The sequence below is a fragment of the Streptosporangium sp. H16 genome, from assembly GCF_051918855.1.
Taxonomy (GTDB): domain Bacteria; phylum Actinomycetota; class Actinomycetes; order Streptosporangiales; family Streptosporangiaceae; genus Streptosporangium.
The window spans coordinates 110,163-126,240 of record NZ_JBPXMD010000009.1; the positions used below are offsets into that span (position 1 = coordinate 110,163).

The window sequence follows — 16,078 nt, forward strand, 5'->3', positions numbered from 1 at the left end:
GTGACTTCCCAGAGGCTCTAAAGTGTCTGGAGAGGCCGACAGAGGCCTCGCGTCTCAGAATGTGAGCTGATCGTCTTGCGATACGACACCCCGAGCTCGATGAGGTGGAGCGCTCGCGCCTATGACAGCAGCTTTGGGTACGTTTCAGCGCACGGCGCCCCCCTGGTCGAGCTTCTCGACCCGCAACCGGGGGAGCGCATCGTGGATCTCGGCTGCGGCACCGGGATGCTGACGGCCGAGATCACCTCCCGGGGCGCCCGCGTCCTGGGGATCGACGGCTCGCAGGCGATGATCGAGAAGGCCCTGGCCCAGTATCCGGGGCTGGACTTCATCGTCGGCGACGGCCGCGACTTCACGGTGGCCCAGCCGTACGACGCGGTCTTCTCCAACGCCGCCCTGCACTGGATGGGCCGGGAGCCGGACGCGGTGATCACCAGTGTCCGCGAGGCCCTCACCCCGGGCGGGCGGTTCGTGGCCGAGATGGGCGGCGCGGGCAACTGCGCCGCGCTGACGGCGGCGCTGTCCACCGCCTGGCGGGAGTACGGGCTGCGCGAGCCCGACCTGCCGTGGTACTTCCCCACCCCCGCCGAGTACGCCACGCGGCTGGAGAAGGGCGGCTTCACCGTCCGCCTGCTGGAATACTTCGACCGGCCGACCCCGCTCGACGAGTGCCCCGGCGGGGCGGCCGACTGGGTCCGCATGTTCGCGGGTTCGCTGCTCAAGGAGGTGCCCGCGGAGATGATCGACCCGCTGCTCCGCCGGGTGAACGAGCTGGCGGCCCCCGCCCTCCGGCGGGAGAGCGGTTGGATGGCCGACTACGTGCGACTGAGGTTTGCGGCCGTACGCCGCTGAACCGACCCAATGTGCCGCGGCGATTTGCCAGACTATGGTCTGTTCCATGAGTCTCGTTCCCCGGCCACATGGAGTGACTCGGGCGGCTTGAGGGGCTGGTGAAGGGAACGGATGAACTTCTGTCTGAGTGACCTCGTGCCGCCGCTGCGCTGGAGCGACGCGGCCACGATCCCACTTCTGCGCGAACAGCCCGACCTACCGGACGCTTGGTGGCGGAGCCTGCCGATGGCCCGCGTGCTCGCCGTGCTGGGCCCGGAGAGGCTGGCCGACATCCTCGCCTCGGTCGCCCTGAACCACTGGCCGGCCGCCGCCGTGGGTGACGTGCTCCCCGCTCTGCACGTCCTGGACCCGGACGACGCGGACGAGCCCTGCACGGCCATCGCCCTCGACCGGGCCGGGTCCTGGCCGGGCCTTCTCGCGCTGACCGGCCACGACCTGCGCGACCAGCCGTTCATCCAGCCGGTCCCGCTGCTGCACGCCCTCTTCACGGCGGTCTTCACGCGCCTGGCGGCCCCCGCACACGCGGTCCCGGTCCCGGCGGCGCCCACCGCCGGAGCCGCCCGGACGCCCGTCTCCCCGCGTGAGACCTCCGAGTCCTCCCCCGAGCCGGTGGTCTCCCCCGCGCCCGCCGCGAGCGAGCCCGCCGCCGAGGATCTCCCGGAGCAGGACGCTCCGCCCGTCGCGGCCCACTCCGGGAACGCGCCGGAGCCGGAGTCCCTCGCCGAGCCCGTGGCCCTGCCGAAGCGCAAGCCCCCCCGGGAGCGCGACGCCCTGCCGGTGCCCGAGGCCCGTCGCACGGCGGATCCGGACGCCGGCCCCCAGGAGGCCCCCGGGTCGCTCTTCCAGCCCGCCTCGGCGAGGAGGAACCGGCCGTCGAGCATCTCCGAGGGGGAAGAGCGGTTCGCGCCCGCCCCCGAGGACGTGAGGGCCGCCGAGGCCGGGTTCGCCGCAGAGGCCGGACCCGCGGAGACGGAGGCCGTCTCCGAGGCCGAGCCCGTCGCCGGGCCCGCGGCCGAATCCGGGGACGGCCGCGAGGACGACCGGGCGGGCGACCCCGTGCCCGCCGGCGCCCTCGAGGCGGAGGACGTCGCCGAGGTGAAAGACGTCCCCGAGCCGGTCGCGGAGAGTCACGAGGACCACGAGCACGCCGAGGACCACCAGGACGCGGAGGACCACCAGGACGACGGGGCCGCGCGTCCGCCGGTGCGGCCGGCGCCGAAGAGCCTGCACGCGCTGGTGGACGGCGTCTTCGCCAACGTGGAGGACAAGCGCTGGGCGGTGGCGCAGAACAGGCTGTTCAGCGACGCCCCGGCGACCGTGGAGGCGCTGGCCAAGCTCTTCGCGGTGCCCCCGGAGGTCATCGGCGACATAGAGGCCGACCTGCGCCGGGAGCTCGACGAGTGGACCGCCTCCGACGAGGCCGCCCCGTACCGGGAGCACCTGGAGGAGGTGAAGGGGATCCTCGGCAAGGCCGCGCCCAGGGAGCGGCTGATCAACGCGGTCCCCTGGCACACCCAGGAGCTGCACTCCCTCGACGTACCGGCCTGGCAGTTCGTGCTGGCCACCCTCCCCGGCTACCACCTGGTCGACGAGTGGCTGGTGGAGGGCGACATCACCGAGCTGCGCCACCGCACCCGCGACATGATCAGCGGCGCCAAGCCGCCGCTCACCATCAACAAGGCCCTCGACATGGTCTCCTCGCTGGGCATCCACCCCGAGGTGTCCAAGGAGTGGCTGGAGAACGTCCCGCAGCTCCGGATCCTCGGCGCGGGCGAGCGGCCTCCCCAGCGCTCGAACGGCGCCCCGGCCCTGACCGCGGAGAAGCCCGGCGACCTGAGCGGCGGGGCCGGCGGGATCGGCGGGGCGAACGGCGGGAGCTCCGGGCAGGAGCCGAGGAAGGCGCCGTTCCGCCCGCTGAAGGACGTCTCGCTGACCAGGCGCTGCTTCCGGCAGCCGGACGGCCGCTGGTGGCTGAGGATCGACGTCACCCAGGAACACCTCGGGGGCGCCGAGTGCCCGCTGCCCAGCGGGTTCGCCGCCTACCTCGGGATGTCGCCCGGTGACGGCCGTACGGTCAGCAGCGCGGTCGGGGAGCTGGTCCTCAGCTGGCAGGACAGGCCCGTGCTGGAGTCGCTCATGACGCTCCTGGAGGACGTGGGCGCCAAGGAGGGCAGCCACCTGTTCCTCACCCTGTCGGACGAGGGCGTGCTGCGGGCCAGGCACCTGCCGGCCGCGGGCGAGGAGGTGGAGGCGACGGCGCGGGCACTGCGGCTCGTCGGCTACACCGCGACGGGCGGCACCCCCGAGCAGGCCGGGCGGGTGATCGCCACCCGGGTCGGCATGACGGGACCCGTGGCCACCCCCGAACTCCTCACCCGGCTGCGAGAACGCGGGGACCGCGATCTCCTGTCACTGTTGGCCTGACCCATGCCCCGCCTCGCCATCTCCCCGGACTTCCCCGTCGAACTCGGCGCCCTGGCCCAGCCGGTGCGCCGGGACGTCGTGGTCTCGGCGCGCAGGTTCCTGCAGAACGTGGCGGGCGCTCCGCACCCCGAGCGGGTCAGGGGGGCGAGGGACCCCCGGGTGGCGACCCTGAGGCTGGCCGACCGGCACCGGGGCGTCGTGGTCAAGCAGCGGGACGTCTACTGGCTGCTGACCGTGCTGCCGGACGCGGAGGCGTGGGCGTACGCGCAGCGCTACCGGTTCGGCGTCAACACGGCGCTGGGCGTGGTCGAGATGTGGGACGCCGAGGCGCTGGACCGGGTGCGGCCCGCGGTGCGCAGGGCGGCCGAGGCGTCCGCGACGCGGCTGTTCTCCGACTTCTGCGACAGCGACCTGGCCGAGCTGGGGGTCGACGGCCGGTTCCTGCCGCTGGTCAGGCAGATCACCGACCAGCTCACCCTGGAGGCACTCGAACCGCTGCTGCCCCCGACGCAGTACGAGCCGCTGGCGGCGCTCGCCAGGGGCGAGTCGATGGCCGGGGCCTGGCGGGAACTGGAGAACTGCCGCGCCGTCGCCGCGGACCCCGAGCCGATCAATCCCGAGGACTTCGGTGCCGCGCTCCTGCGCAGCCCGGACCGCGCCGTCTTCACCGACGACCCGCGCGAGCTGAACCGCGTGCTCGACGCGCCGGGCTGGTGCGTGTTCCTGCACCCGCCGCAGCACCGGCTGGCGTACTGGGAGTCCTACCAGCAGCCGACGCTGGTCACCGGCGGCGCGGGCACCGGCAAGACGCTCGTCGCCCTGCACAGGGCGGCCTACCTGGCCGGGCGCGCGAGCGGGCAGATCCTGCTCGTCACCTTCTCCCAGGGGCTGAGCGCCGAGCTCGCGGCCAGGCTCGACCAGCTGATCGAGGACGAGGTGATCCGCAAGCGGATCGAGGTCGGCAACGTGGACCGGCTGGCCCACCGCATCGTCGCCGAGGCCGAGGGCCGCCCGCCCGCCCTGGTCGGCGCCGCCGAGCTGACCGCGCTCTGGGAGGAGACCGAGACCGGTCACAGCCCGGCGTTCCTGCTGCGCGAGTGGGAGCAGGTCGTCCTGGCGCAGAACCTGCGGACCCTGGACGAGTACCTGAACGCCCCCCGTCCGGGCCGCAGCGTCGAGCTGGCGGCCGAGGAGCGCACCTTGGTGTGGAAGGCCATCGAGCACGTCACCGGGCAGCTGCGCGAGCGCGGCAAGCGGACCCTGCTGCAGCTGGCCTCCGAGGCGTCGACGCTGCTCGGCCAGACGACCGGGGACCTACTGGAGGAGACGGAGCCTGCGCGGGAGCCGTACCGGCACATCGTGGTGGACGAGGCGCAGGACCTGCACCCGGCGCAGTGGCGGCTGCTGCGGGCGGCGGTGCCGCACGCCCGCGACGACATGTTCATCGTGGGCGACCCGCACCAGCGCATCTTCGACACGCGGGTGACGCTCGGCGCCGTCGGGATCGACGCGATCCAGCAGCGCCTGCGGGTGTCGTACCGGCTTCCCCGGGAGATCCTGTCCTGGGGGGTCCGGTTGCGCGGGGGCGGTCCCGCCGACGGGCTCGTCAAGGGTGTGCAGGAGCTTTACGGCTTCAGGGGCACCCGGCACGGGCTCCGGCCGATGGTCCGCGCCTACGATTCACCGCAGGATGAGCTGACGGGTCTGGTGGCACAGGTGGGACAGTGGGTGAATGAGGGCGTGACGCCCGAGGAGATAGCGGTGGCCGCCAGGACCGCCGGCCTCGTGCGTGACGCACGGTTCGCTCTGCGTGATCTGGGGGTACGGGTGACGACACTGCACGCCATGAAAGGACTGGAGTTCCGGCGGGTCGCGGTGATCGGCGTGGCCGACGGGATCGTGCCCGACCCCGACTCCCTGACCCCGGTCGGCGAGGATCCCGCCGCCAGAGCACATGATCTCCAGCGGGAACGCGGCCTGCTCTACGTGGCCTGCACCCGGGCGAGGGAACTCCTCTACGTTTCTCATTACGGACGGGCCAGTCCCTTCCTTCCTACCTGACCACATAGTCTGAACTGCGGATATATTCCCCTTTGCCGGTTGGACCTCAATGAACCTCAGCCTGAGCGACATCGCGCCACCCTTGCGCTGGACCTCTCCCGGCCAGGTAGCGCCGATCGCGACCGACCCCCGCCTCCCCGAGGCGTGGTGGCAGGCGCTTCCGCTCGACACCGCCTGCTCGACCATCGGGACGTCCGAGGTCGCCGGTCGCCTGACCGACCTCGCCCTGGCGTGCTGGGGTCACCTGATGCTCGGTGACGTTCTGCCCCTGCTCAGGTTCGCCGACCCCGCCGCGAGCGTCCGCACGCCCGAAGGGCTCGGCCGCGAGGTGGTGCACAAGCTGTTCACCGGGGTGCTGGAGCGACTGCTCGAACCGGTCACCGAGGAGAGCGTCGCCAGGATCCGCCCCTCCCGGCCCGACCGGCCGCTGCCCGAGCTGATCGACGAGGTCTTCGCCACGCTGGACGAGCGGCAGCGGGCCATCGCCAGGGACCGGCTGTACGCCTCCCAGCGGGCCACGCTCGACGACCTCGCCCAGCGGTTCTCGGTCACCAGGGAGCGCATCCGGCAGATCGAGCGCGACCTGCGCGACCACGTCGAGGCCTGGCTCGCCAAGGACGACGCGGCGCCGCTGATCGCCCACGTGTCGTGGCTGCGGGGCCGGCTGGGCTCCGCCGTGCCCGCCGACGACCTGGCCGCCGCCGTGCCGTGGCACCGCACCGAGCTGGCCACGCTGGGCATCCCCTCCTGGCGGTTCGTACGGACCCTGCTGACCGGCTACGAGCAGGTGGACGGCTGGCTGGTCGCCGGGGGGGCGGACGAGCTCAGGGAGAAGACCCGGCAGCTGTTCACCGACGGGCCGCGCCCGCTGGACGAGGCCGTGACGATGGCCAGCCAGCTCGGCATCCGCGAGGACGTGGCCGAGCGCTGGCTCGTCGCGGTGCCCCAGCTGCGGGTGCTGGAGAACCACGTGGTCCCGTGGCCGCGCAGCGTCAACGACAAGGCCGAGGCCGTGCTGGCGGTGGCGGGCGGCCCGCTGACGCCCGAGGAGATCCAGGAACGCATCGGCGAGGACTACAGCCTCGTCGGCATCCGCAACCAGCTCACCGCCGACGACCGCTTCCTGCGGGTCGACCGGAACAAGTACGGGCTGTCGCGCTGGGGCGGCGAGCAGTATCTGGGCATCCGGGAGATGATCGTCAGGGAGATCGAGCGGTCCAACGGCGAGGCGTCGGTCAACACGATCGTCACCAACCTCACCGGGCGCTACGACGTGAGCGAGAGCTCGGTCCGCGCGTACGCGGGCGGGCCCGGCTTCGAGCGCACGCAGCGCGGGTGGATCAGGGTGGCCGGGGCCGAGCAGGCCGACTACCAGCCGCGCCGGGACGTCTCGGAGACCCGGCGCTGCTTCCGCAGCCGCGACGGGCGCTGGTGGCACCGGGTGGACGTCAACGCCGAGCACCTGCGCGGCTCGGGTTCCCCGCTGCCGACCGGCTTCGCCGCGCACCTGGGCATGGCCCCCGGCGGCCAGCTGACCGCCTCCACCCCCTCGGGCGACGTGGTGATCAGCTGGCACAACCAGCCGACCATGGGGTCCATCCGCCCCGTCCTGATCGCCGCCAACGCCTCCGAGGGCGACCACGTCTTCCTCACGGTCTCCGACGGCGGCGAGCTGCTCACCCGCTACCTGCCCGCGGCCTCGCCGGCCCTGCCCGCGCTGAACCGGGCGCTGCACCTGATCGGCTACACGGCGCCGGTGGCGTCGGAGGCCGAGGGCATCCGCCTGATCGGCGCCCGCATCGGCCTGCCGGAGGGCTGCACCCGCGAGGAGGTGATCGCCCGCCTGCGCGACCGGGGCGACCGCGAGATCCTCGCCTTCCTCGAGGGCTGAGCGTCGCGCCCCGGGCCCGGACACGACCGGGCCCGGGTGGGCTTCCACGCGGTGGGGCCGGACAGGATTGCGTAGGCTCGACCCATGCTGAGCCTGTATGACACGCGGAATCGCCGGGTTGAGCGGATCGTTCCCCAGGGGACCCGCTCCCTGCGGATGTACACCTGCGGCCCGACCGTCTACCGGTCGGCCCACGTGGGCAACCTCCGGGCCTACCTGCTGTCGGACCTGATCAGGCGGGTCAGCGAGCGGCAGCGGGTCCGGGTGGTGGCCTGCCGCAACATCACCGACGTCGGGCACCTGGTGGACGACACCGCGATCGACCCCTCGGGCGAGGACAAGGTGCTCGCCCAGGCCAGGGCCGAGGGGCGGAGCGTCCTGGAGGTCGCGCGATTCTACGAGGACGCCTTCGTGGCGGACACGACCGCGCTGAACATCCGCCCGCCCGAGCACTCGCCCCGGGCGAGCGAGACGATCGACCTGATGATCGAGATGATCGCCAAGCTGATCGAGAAGGGGCACGCGTACGCGGTGCCCGACGGGTCGGTCTTCTTCGACGCCGCCTCCTTCCCGACGTACGGGGAGATCTCCGGCAACCGGCTCGACCGGCTGAGGCCGGGCCACCGGATCGAGGCCGTCGACCCGCGCAAGCGGTTCCACGCCGACTGGGCGCTGTGGAAGCCCTCGGAGGCGGGACTGACCTGGGAGACCCCGTGGGGCCGCGGCTTCCCCGGCTGGCACATCGAGTGCTCGGCCATGTCGCTGCGGTTCCTCGGCGAGCACATCGACCTGCACACCGGCGGGATCGACCTGCGCTTCCCGCACCACGAGGACGAGCGCGCCCAGTCCGACGCCACCGCCGGGCACGAGGTGGTGCGCCACTGGGTGCACGGCGAGCACCTGCTCTTCGACGGGCGCAAGATGTCGAAGTCCACCGGCAACGTGGTCCTGCTCAAGGATGTGGCGGACGCGGGCCTCGACCCGCTGGCCGTGCGGCTGGCGCTGCTGGAGCACCGCTACCGCCAGCAGATGAACCTCACCTGGGACACCCTGCGGGCCGCCGACAAGACCCTGCGGCGCTGGCGCGGCCAGGTGGCCGAGTGGTCGGAGTCGCCGAGCGGCCCGATGCCCGCCGACCGGGTCTCCCGGATCGAGGCCGCCTTCGACGACGACCTCGACACCCCGCTGGCGCTGCGGCTCCTGCGCGAGCTGGAGCGCGACGACTCGATCTCCCCCGGTTCCCGCTTCGAGGCGTTCCTGCACCTCGACCAGGTCCTCGCCCTGGACCTCTCCCTCGACATCGGCAGGGCGGTCAGGCCGAGAAGCCTGCCCGAGGGCGCCGCCGGGCTGCTGGAGCGGCGCGCGCGGGCCCGCGACGCCAGGGACTGGGCCGCCTCCGACAGCCTCCGCGACGAGCTGGCCGCCCTCGGCGTGAAGGTCGTCGACACCCCGGAGGGCCAGACCTGGTCCTGACGGCCGCCCCGCCGGGAGGGACGAAAGCAGCAGATCACCCGTAATGTCGGTCGCGACCGATAGCGTCCTGATCATGAGTGAGATCGTCGTCGCCGTACGACCCGGCACGATCGCGGATGTGGACGGGATCGTCGCCTGCAGTTCCGCGCTGTTCGCCGAGGACGCCGGAACCCGTGACCCCGCCCTGAACGTCAACTGGCCCCAGGAGCACGGGCGGGCCCGTTTCGTGGACGCGCTGGACGATCCGGACCGCCTGGTGATGGTCGCCGAGGACGGCGGCCGGATCGTCGGCCACCTGACCGGGGCCCTGTCCGGGCCCACCGCGATGCGGCCGGTCACCGTGGCGACGCTCGGCAGCATGTACGTCGAGCCGTCCTACCGTGGCCGGAAGATCGGGTCCAGGCTGGTGGAGGAGTTCAGGCAGTGGGCCCGCCACCACGGCGCCCGCTACGCCGGGGTGACCGCCTACGCGAGCAACGAGGCGGCCGTCCGCTTCTACCGGACCAACGGCTTCGCCGCGCGGTCCACGGTCCTGGAGACGGTGCTGTAGGAACGGCGGGAACGTGCCAGGCCCGGGAGACCCGCGGCGCGGGCGGGCGACGCGCGGGGCCGAGGGCGGGTAGGGGCGATGTGGACGGGAAGCGCCGGGCGTTAGGTGTTGAATTGCCGGGTGACAAACATCGCGCCCACCGGCGCCCAACACGCCATCGCGGCCGGCGGCTTCCAGGCCGTCATCACCGAGCTCGGGGCGGGCCTCAGAAGCCTCACCCTGGACGGCAGGCCGCTCGTCGTCGACTTCCCCGAGGACCAGTCCCCGCTCGGCGGGGCGGGGCTGCCGCTGCTGCCCTGGCCGAACAGGGTCGAGGACGGCCGCTACACCTTCGACGGCGAGGACCGGCAGCTCGCGCTGAGCGAGCCCAAGACCGGCAACGCGATCCACGGCTTCTCCCGCTCGTTCCCCTGGCAGGTCCTGTCCCATGACGACGCCTCGATCCGGCTGGGGCTGCGGCTGTTCCCCCAGCTCGGCTACCCGCACGTCCTCGACCTCTCCATCCGGTACGCCCTGGGCGCCGACGGCCTGGAGGTCGAGGTGGGCGCGGAGAACGTCGGCGCCGGCGACGCGCCGTACGGCTTCGGAGCCCACCCCTACCTGTCCCTCGGCGCCCTCTGCGCCCTCGACGACGCCGTGCTCGAGCTCCCCGCCGAGCAGTGGATCGCGGTGAACGACCGGAAGATCCCCACCGGCCGCCGCGACGTCAAGGGCACCGAGTACGACTTCAGGACCGCCCGCCCGATCGGCGGGACGGAGCTCGACACCGCGTTCACCGGCCTGGAGCGCGGCGCCGACGGGCGGGTGCGGGTCACGCTGGCCGGCCCGGACGGGACCGGGGTCGAGCTGTGGGCGGGCGAGGGCGTCGAGTGGCTCCAGCTCTACACCGGCGACACCCTGCCGGAGGGCCACCGCCGCCAGGGGCTGGCGGTGGAGCCGATGACCTGCCCGCCGAACGCCTTCCGCACCGGCGAGGACGTCATCCGGCTGGCCCCCGGCGACCGCGCCGTGCACCACTGGGGAATCGGCCCGATCTGACGTCCGACGCCCGGCCGTCAGACCGGGCCCCGCCGGAGCGGCCCGCCAAAGGCGCGGGAACTCTTTCGGGAACGAGAAAAGGCCCCTGGTCAGGAGGGGCCCCTCAACGTCGCGGAAAGACCCTCAGGAAAGTTCCGAGGAAAGGCCCCTGGTCAGGAGGGGCCCACCAAGGTCGCGGAAAGACCCTCAGGAGAGTTCGGCGGGGCTGACGAGGATGCCGTCCTCGTCGCTGTAGAGCCAGGCGCCGGGGGTGAAGACGACCTCGCCGAAGGTGACCGGCACGTCGAGTTCGCCGGTGCCCCCCTTGGCACTCTTGGCCGGGTTCGAGCCGAGTGCCTTGACCCCCAGGTCCAGTCCGGCGAGGGCGGCCGTGTCACGGACGGCACCGTTGACGACGACGCCGGACCAGCCGTGCGAGACGGCGGAGGCGGCGATGACGTCGCCCATCAGGGCGGTGCGCAGGGAACCCGCGCCGTCCACGACCAGCACGCGGCCCTCGCCCGGGGTGGCCAGGACCCGCTTGACGAGGGCGTTGTCCTCCAGGCAGCGGACGGTCGCGATCGGCCCGGCGAACCGGGGACTCGGGCCGTAGGAGCGGAACTGGGTCAGGCAGCTCGCGACCGCCGAGCCGTGGGCGTCGACCAGGTCGGCCGTGGAAAGTCTCATGCGTGCATCTTCACAATTACGGCTGCGCCGACACCACGGGGGTGATGCCACACTTGCGGGAGCTTGTCGCCTAGGAGGTTTTTGTGAGGTTTCGCCCGTACGCCTGGATGCCCCGCCCGCTCACGTGGCTGGCACGGGTGCTCACCGTGTTTCTGGTGCTCGGGCTGCTACTCGCCGGAGCGGGCGTGTGGAGCGTGCGGGCGTCGTTCCCGCAGCTCGAAGGCGAGCTCAAGGTGAAAGGCTTGAAGGGGAAAGTCACCGTATATCGCGATAAGACGGGTATCCCGCACATCTACGCTGACTCCCCCGACGACCTGTTCCTGGCCCAGGGCTACGTGCACGCCCAGGACCGCTTCTTCGAGATGGACTTCCGCCGCCACGTGACCGCCGGGCGGCTGTCGGAGATGTTCGGCTCGGCGACGCTGACCGAGGACAAAGTCATCCGGACCATGGGCTGGCGGAAGGTGGCCGAGAAGGAGCTGCCGCTGCTCGGCGAGCAGACCCGGCACTACCTGGACGCCTACGCCCGCGGGGTGAACGCCTGGATGGCGCGCAACGACGGCTTCGCCGACAGGAGCCTGGAGTACGTGCTGCTGCGGGCGACCAGCCCGGACTACCGGCCCGAGCCGTGGACCCCGGTCGACTCGCTGGCCTGGCTCAAGGCGATGGCCTGGGACCTGCGCTCCAACATGGCCGACGAGATCGGCAGGGCACTCGCGGCGAGCAAGCTGCCGCGCGGCCGGGTGGAACAGCTCTGGCCCGGTTACCCGTACGGCACCCACCAGCCGATCGTCACCCGGGGCTCGGTCGGCGAGCGCGGGTTCGACCAGGGCCAGGAGCCGAAGAAGGTCGACACCGAGCAGTCCGGGGTGGCTCCGGCGACGGGAGCGCTGACCCGGGCGGCCGAGGCCATCCGCGCGGTGCCGAGCCTGATGGGCGACCCGGCGGGCGGCCACGGCATCGGCTCCAACTCGTGGGTGGTCGGCGGTGAGCACACCGCGTCGGGCAAACCGCTGCTCTCCAACGACCCCCACCTGGGGCCGGGCATGCCCTCGGTCTGGTACCAGGCCGGGCTGCACTGCCGCGTCAAGAGCGCCGAGTGCCCGTTCGACGTCACCGGGTTCACCTTCTCCGGCGTGCCGGGCGTGGTCATCGGCCGCAACGACAAGATCGCTTGGGGCTTCACCAACCTGGGCCCGGACGTCGCCGACCTCTACATGGAACGGGTCAGGAACGACTCGTACCTGTTCATGGGCGACTGGAAGCCGCTGACCACCAGGACCGAGACGATCAAGGTGGCCGGCGGCGCCGACGTACGGCTCAAGGTGCGCGACACCATACACGGGCCGATCATCTCCGACGTCATGGAGAACGTGAGGAACACGCTCCCGGGCATGGACGCGGTCTTCAAGGAGCAGGCCGACGCGGTCGCGCTCAAGTGGACGGCCCTGGAGCCCGGCCGGACCGCTGACGCGATCTTCGCGCTGAACACCGCGCAGGACTGGCAGCAGTTCAGGGCCGCAGCCGGCAGGTTCGAGGTGCCCGCGCAGAACCTGGTCTACGCCGACACCGCGGGCAACATCGGCTACCAGGCCCCCGGGCGGATCCCGGTGCGGACCCGCGGCGACGGCACCTGGCCGGTGCCCGGCTGGACCGGCGAGTACTCCTGGCAGTCGACGATCCCCTTCAACGAGCTGCCCAGCCTCTACAACCCGCCGGAGGGCTACATCGTGACCGCGAACAACGCGGTCGTCGACCCCACCCGCTACCCGTACACCCTCACCAAGGACTGGGCGTACGGATACCGCTCCCAGCGCATCCTGAACCGCCTCCGCGAGGCGGTGAAGGACGGCGGCAAGGTGGACGTGGCCGCGATGAGCGAGTTGCAGCAGGACAGCGACAACGGCCTCGCCCGGTTCCTGGTGCCCAAGCTGCTGGACGTCGAGATGGCCGGGCCCGCCAAGGACGCCCGCGAGCTGCTGCGCGAGTGGGATCGCACGCAGGGCGCGGAGTCGGGGCCCGCCATGTACTTCAACGCCGTCTGGCGGCACCTGCTCGTCGAGACCTTCAACGACGATCTTCCCGAGGGTGCCCAGCCCCAGGGGGGCGACCGCTGGTTCGAGGTCGTACGGGTCATGCTCGACAAACCGGACGACGCGTTCTGGAACGACACGGCCACCCCGGGCGCCGAGACCCGCGACGACATGCTGCGGCGGGCGATGGCCAGGGCCTACGACGAGCTGAACGACCTGCTCGGCCCGAACGTCAAGGACTGGCGCTGGGGCGACCTGCACTCCCTGGAGCTCGTCCACCAGAGCTTCGGCACCTCGGGAATCGGCCCGATCGAGTGGCTGTTCAACCGGGGCCCGTTCCCGGTGTCCGGCAGCGACGACGCGGTCAACGCCGCCGGGTGGGACGTGCGGGACGGCTACGCGGTGAGCTGGCTGCCGTCCATGCGGATGGTGGTGGACCTGGCGGATCTGGACAAATCCCGGTGGATCAACCTGACCGGCGCCTCCGGTCACGCGTTCCACGACAACTACTGGGACCAGGCGCCGCTGTGGGCGGACGGCGAGACCGTTCCCATGCTCGCCCGCCGGGACTCCGTCGAGAAGGCCGCCACCCACACCCTGACGCTCAGCCCCTGACGGCGCAAAGGCCCTTCCGGGCCGCGGGACGAGCGCGTCCGCGGTCCGGCGGCCCGCCCTTCGGGCCGCCCGCCGTCAGGACGCGGGACGTCAGGTCATCAGGACGTCAGGACGCGGGACTCCCCGATGGCGAGGTCCCACAGGTCGGCGCGGTCCAGCCCGGCCTCCGCCCAGGCCACCCTGGCCTCCTCCACCGGCGCGAGAAGCGACTCCCCGGACAGCACGAACGTGCCCCAGTGCATGGTCGCCATCCGGCGGGCTCCCACGTCCTGGCAGGCCCGTACGGCCTGCGCGGGATCGACGTGCGCGGCCTTCATGAACCAGCGGGGCTCGAAGGCCCCCACCGGCATCAGGGCCAGGTCGATGCCTCCCGGATAGCGGGCCCCGATCTGGGCGAAGCGCTCACCGTACCCGGTGTCGCCGGCGAAGTAGATCGTCTGGTCGTCGGAGGCGATCACCCAGCCACCCCAGAGGGACTTGCAGGTGTCCCACACCGACCGGCGGCTCCAGTGGTGGGCGGGGACGAAGTCGAAGCGGACGCCGCCCACCCAGGTGCTCTCCCACCAGTCGAGCTCGGTGACGTCGCGGAACCCACGCCGGGTGAACCAGGACCTGAGCCCCGCCGGCACGAGGACGGGCGTAGCGCGCGGCAGCCGCCGCACGGTCCGCGCGTCCAGGTGGTCGTAGTGGTTGTGGCTGATCACCACGGCGTCGATCCGGGGCAGGTCCGCCCACGCGACCCCGGGCGGGGTGAGCCGGGGCCGGTGAATGCCGGCGATCTTCCTCGCCCAGACCGGGTCCGTGAGGATGGTCAGCCCGCCGATCTGCACCACGTACGTCGCGTGTCCCACCCAGGTGACGACCGCGTCGGTACCCGTCGCCAGGGGAAGTCCGTCCCGGTGGACCGGGATGCGGTCCTCGTCCCCGACGCCGGGCCGGAGCGTGCCGTGCCAGGCGACCGCCAGCAGCTCCTGGAACGTCGGGATCGGCGAGGTCAGCCGGTCCTTGAAACCACCCGGCCACGACCTCCGCGGGAGGGGCTCGGGCCGCCTCGGCGGCGCCGGTCGCACGGGAGGCGCGGACCGTGTGTAGGGCACCGGCCGCGCGGATCGCCCGGATCGCGCGGATCGCTCGGGGAGTTCGGGAGGGCGGGGTGCCGCCCCGGGTACCGCGGCCCGCCGCTCGGCGGGCCGATCCCGGACCGCCCTGCCGGCGGTCCGGCCCAGCTGCCTGAGCGCGCGTACCGGTCGTGTGGTGAAGCGAGCCGACCACCCGGAACGCCGCGGGGACTCTTCGAGAAGGCCTTCGGGTTCCGCGGGCACGTGGGAGGCGATTGCTGGGTGGGATGTCTGTGACATGGGCGGCCCCCTTCGGTCATCAACAGCTCACCCCTTGTAGATCCCCTCCCAGAGAGATTCATTCCTTTTGCGGGGGTCTAGTGTGAAACCACCAGGGAGATCTGCGGGTGTAGTTGCCGTCCTCCAGGTTCGCCAGCCGCTCGAAGAGGTTCCACGAGGCCTGGTTGCCGCAGATCATCATGGAGACGACCACCGCGACGAGATAGAGCGGGAGCATCGGCAGGCCCACGCAGCACATGTACTGGGAGGCGTGCCGGTCCTCGTGCCTGAGCAGGGCGCCGGTGAGGAACCCCTCCGGGTGCTTGGTCAGCACCACGTTACCCACGGTGAACGCCGAGGCGATCGGGAACCGGAAGCGGTAGCCGTACGCCAGGATCAGCCCGTCGGGCCCGGCGGTCACCCGGGCACGGCCGAGGCGTGCCAGGAGCAGCCCCAGTGGGGTGGACAGGTTGACGTAGTTGAGCGTCCGCCGTACCCGATGCAACCGCCGCATACCGGGATTGTGCGTCATCCGGCCGACCGGCGACAGTGGCTTTCCCTGGCCTTTCCTGGCCTTTCCCAGCTTTTCCCGGCTTTTCTCGCGTGTGACGAGGCTGTCAGGGAGCGGTCGGGCCCGGCGGTACGGGCGGGACCTGCGGGCCGGGCGGTGCATGCGGTGCATGCGGGCCCGGCGGTGCCTGCGGTACGGGCGAGGATCGCGGTCCGGAGCCGTACCCGTGCGGGGTGAGCAGCCACGACCCGGCCACGGCGGCCGACGGCGAGAGCAGGACCCCCGTCACGACCGCCACCAGGCCCCCGTAGAGGTAGAGGTAGCCGGACAGGTCGTTGGCGATGACCAGGTCCCCCTCCGGCCGTGCGGAGATCCAGATCACGGTGACCAGCGCCCAGCCCGCCGTGAACGACAGGGGTGCCGCCTTGCCGTGCGTCATCCGGCCCGCCCCGTAGGTCACCGCGAACAGCAGGGCGAGGCAGCCGATGGCGGAGACCGGGACGGGCCTGACGTACCAGGAGTGCTGGAACCCGCCGAGGACGCCCGCCAGGAGCCCGAGCATGACGAGCACGGCGTTGGCCGCCACGGTGACGACCGTCTCCGAGGGCTCACGCACACCTGGTACCT

At 72.2% G+C, this 16,078-nt stretch carries 12 protein-coding genes; 8 read left to right on the plus strand and 4 right to left on the minus strand.

Annotation, left to right across the window (positions count from 1 at the left end; all coding sequences use genetic code 11):
• Positions 1-99: 99 nt before the first annotated feature.
• The 7 genes from ACTOQ2_RS17300 (at position 100) to ACTOQ2_RS17330 (ending at position 10,289) form a co-directional block, all read left to right on the plus strand.
• On the plus strand, positions 100-852 hold the full coding sequence (locus ACTOQ2_RS17300) for a class I SAM-dependent methyltransferase (RefSeq protein ID WP_440068431.1): 753 nt from the start codon (positions 100-102) through the stop codon (positions 850-852).
• Positions 853-963: 111 nt separating this feature from the next.
• Entirely contained in the window at positions 964-3,276 is a 2,313-nt protein-coding gene (locus ACTOQ2_RS17305; protein WP_440100558.1) for a hypothetical protein, read from the plus strand.
• 3 nt (positions 3,277-3,279) lie between these two features.
• Positions 3,280-5,337, plus strand: a complete 2,058-nt coding sequence (locus tag ACTOQ2_RS17310) for a UvrD-helicase domain-containing protein (protein ID WP_440100559.1) — start codon at positions 3,280-3,282, stop codon at positions 5,335-5,337.
• A gap of 49 nt (positions 5,338-5,386) precedes the next feature.
• Complete coding sequence (locus ACTOQ2_RS17315; protein WP_440100560.1) at positions 5,387-7,228, plus strand: sigma factor-like helix-turn-helix DNA-binding protein; 1,842 nt, start codon at positions 5,387-5,389, stop codon at positions 7,226-7,228.
• A gap of 84 nt (positions 7,229-7,312) precedes the next feature.
• A complete protein-coding gene (gene cysS / locus ACTOQ2_RS17320) occupies positions 7,313-8,701 on the plus strand; it encodes a cysteine--tRNA ligase (RefSeq protein WP_440100561.1) in 1,389 nt (462 codons plus the stop codon).
• Positions 8,702-8,774: 73 nt separating this feature from the next.
• On the plus strand, positions 8,775-9,251 hold the full coding sequence (locus ACTOQ2_RS17325) for an N-acetyltransferase family protein (RefSeq protein ID WP_440100562.1): 477 nt from the start codon (positions 8,775-8,777) through the stop codon (positions 9,249-9,251).
• A gap of 120 nt (positions 9,252-9,371) precedes the next feature.
• Entirely contained in the window at positions 9,372-10,289 is a 918-nt protein-coding gene (locus ACTOQ2_RS17330; RefSeq protein WP_440100563.1) for an aldose 1-epimerase family protein, read from the plus strand.
• Positions 10,290-10,475: 186 nt separating this feature from the next.
• Here the strand turns inward: ACTOQ2_RS17330 and rraA are convergent, their stop codons facing one another.
• A complete protein-coding gene (rraA, locus tag ACTOQ2_RS17335) occupies positions 10,476-10,955 on the minus strand; it encodes a ribonuclease E activity regulator RraA (RefSeq protein WP_440100564.1) in 480 nt (159 codons plus the stop codon).
• Positions 10,956-11,062: 107 nt separating this feature from the next.
• Here rraA and ACTOQ2_RS17340 point away from each other — a divergent pair, with 107 nt between their 5' ends.
• Positions 11,063-13,603: a penicillin acylase family protein gene (locus tag ACTOQ2_RS17340; RefSeq protein ID WP_440100706.1), complete on the plus strand. Its 2,541-nt coding sequence runs from the start codon at positions 11,063-11,065 to the stop codon at positions 13,601-13,603.
• Positions 13,604-13,701: 98 nt separating this feature from the next.
• Here the strand turns inward: ACTOQ2_RS17340 and ACTOQ2_RS17345 are convergent, their stop codons facing one another.
• The 3 genes from ACTOQ2_RS17345 to ACTOQ2_RS17355 all read right to left on the minus strand — a co-directional run bounded on the left by ACTOQ2_RS17345 (position 13,702) and on the right by ACTOQ2_RS17355 (position 16,067).
• Entirely contained in the window at positions 13,702-14,673 is a 972-nt protein-coding gene (locus ACTOQ2_RS17345; RefSeq protein WP_440100565.1) for an MBL fold metallo-hydrolase, read from the minus strand.
• A gap of 346 nt (positions 14,674-15,019) precedes the next feature.
• Positions 15,020-15,454: a hypothetical protein gene (locus tag ACTOQ2_RS17350; RefSeq protein ID WP_440085556.1), complete on the minus strand. Its 435-nt coding sequence runs from the start codon at positions 15,452-15,454 to the stop codon at positions 15,020-15,022.
• 103 nt (positions 15,455-15,557) lie between these two features.
• Positions 15,558-16,067: a DUF6113 family protein gene (locus ACTOQ2_RS17355; RefSeq protein ID WP_440100566.1), complete on the minus strand. Its 510-nt coding sequence runs from the start codon at positions 16,065-16,067 to the stop codon at positions 15,558-15,560.
• Positions 16,068-16,078: the final 11 nt, after the last annotated feature.

What these genes read in the sequence shown, in the direction of transcription:
- ACTOQ2_RS17300 (WP_440068431.1), top strand. Translation starts at nt 100, where the DNA reads ATGAGGTGGAGCGCTCGCGCCTATGACAGCAGCTTTGGGTACGTTTCA.
- ACTOQ2_RS17305 (WP_440100558.1), top strand. Translation starts at nt 964, where the DNA reads ATGAACTTCTGTCTGAGTGACCTCGTGCCGCCGCTGCGCTGGAGCGAC.
- ACTOQ2_RS17310 (WP_440100559.1), top strand. Translation starts at nt 3,280, where the DNA reads ATGCCCCGCCTCGCCATCTCCCCGGACTTCCCCGTCGAACTCGGCGCC.
- ACTOQ2_RS17315 (WP_440100560.1), top strand. Translation starts at nt 5,387, where the DNA reads ATGAACCTCAGCCTGAGCGACATCGCGCCACCCTTGCGCTGGACCTCT.
- cysS (WP_440100561.1), top strand. Translation starts at nt 7,313, where the DNA reads ATGCTGAGCCTGTATGACACGCGGAATCGCCGGGTTGAGCGGATCGTT.
- ACTOQ2_RS17325 (WP_440100562.1), top strand. Translation starts at nt 8,775, where the DNA reads ATGAGTGAGATCGTCGTCGCCGTACGACCCGGCACGATCGCGGATGTG.
- rraA (WP_440100564.1), bottom strand. Translation starts at nt 10,955, where the DNA reads ATGAGACTTTCCACGGCCGACCTGGTCGACGCCCACGGCTCGGCGGTC.
- ACTOQ2_RS17340 (WP_440100706.1), top strand. Translation starts at nt 11,063, where the DNA reads ATGCCCCGCCCGCTCACGTGGCTGGCACGGGTGCTCACCGTGTTTCTG.
- ACTOQ2_RS17350 (WP_440085556.1), bottom strand. Translation starts at nt 15,454, where the DNA reads ATGCGGCGGTTGCATCGGGTACGGCGGACGCTCAACTACGTCAACCTG.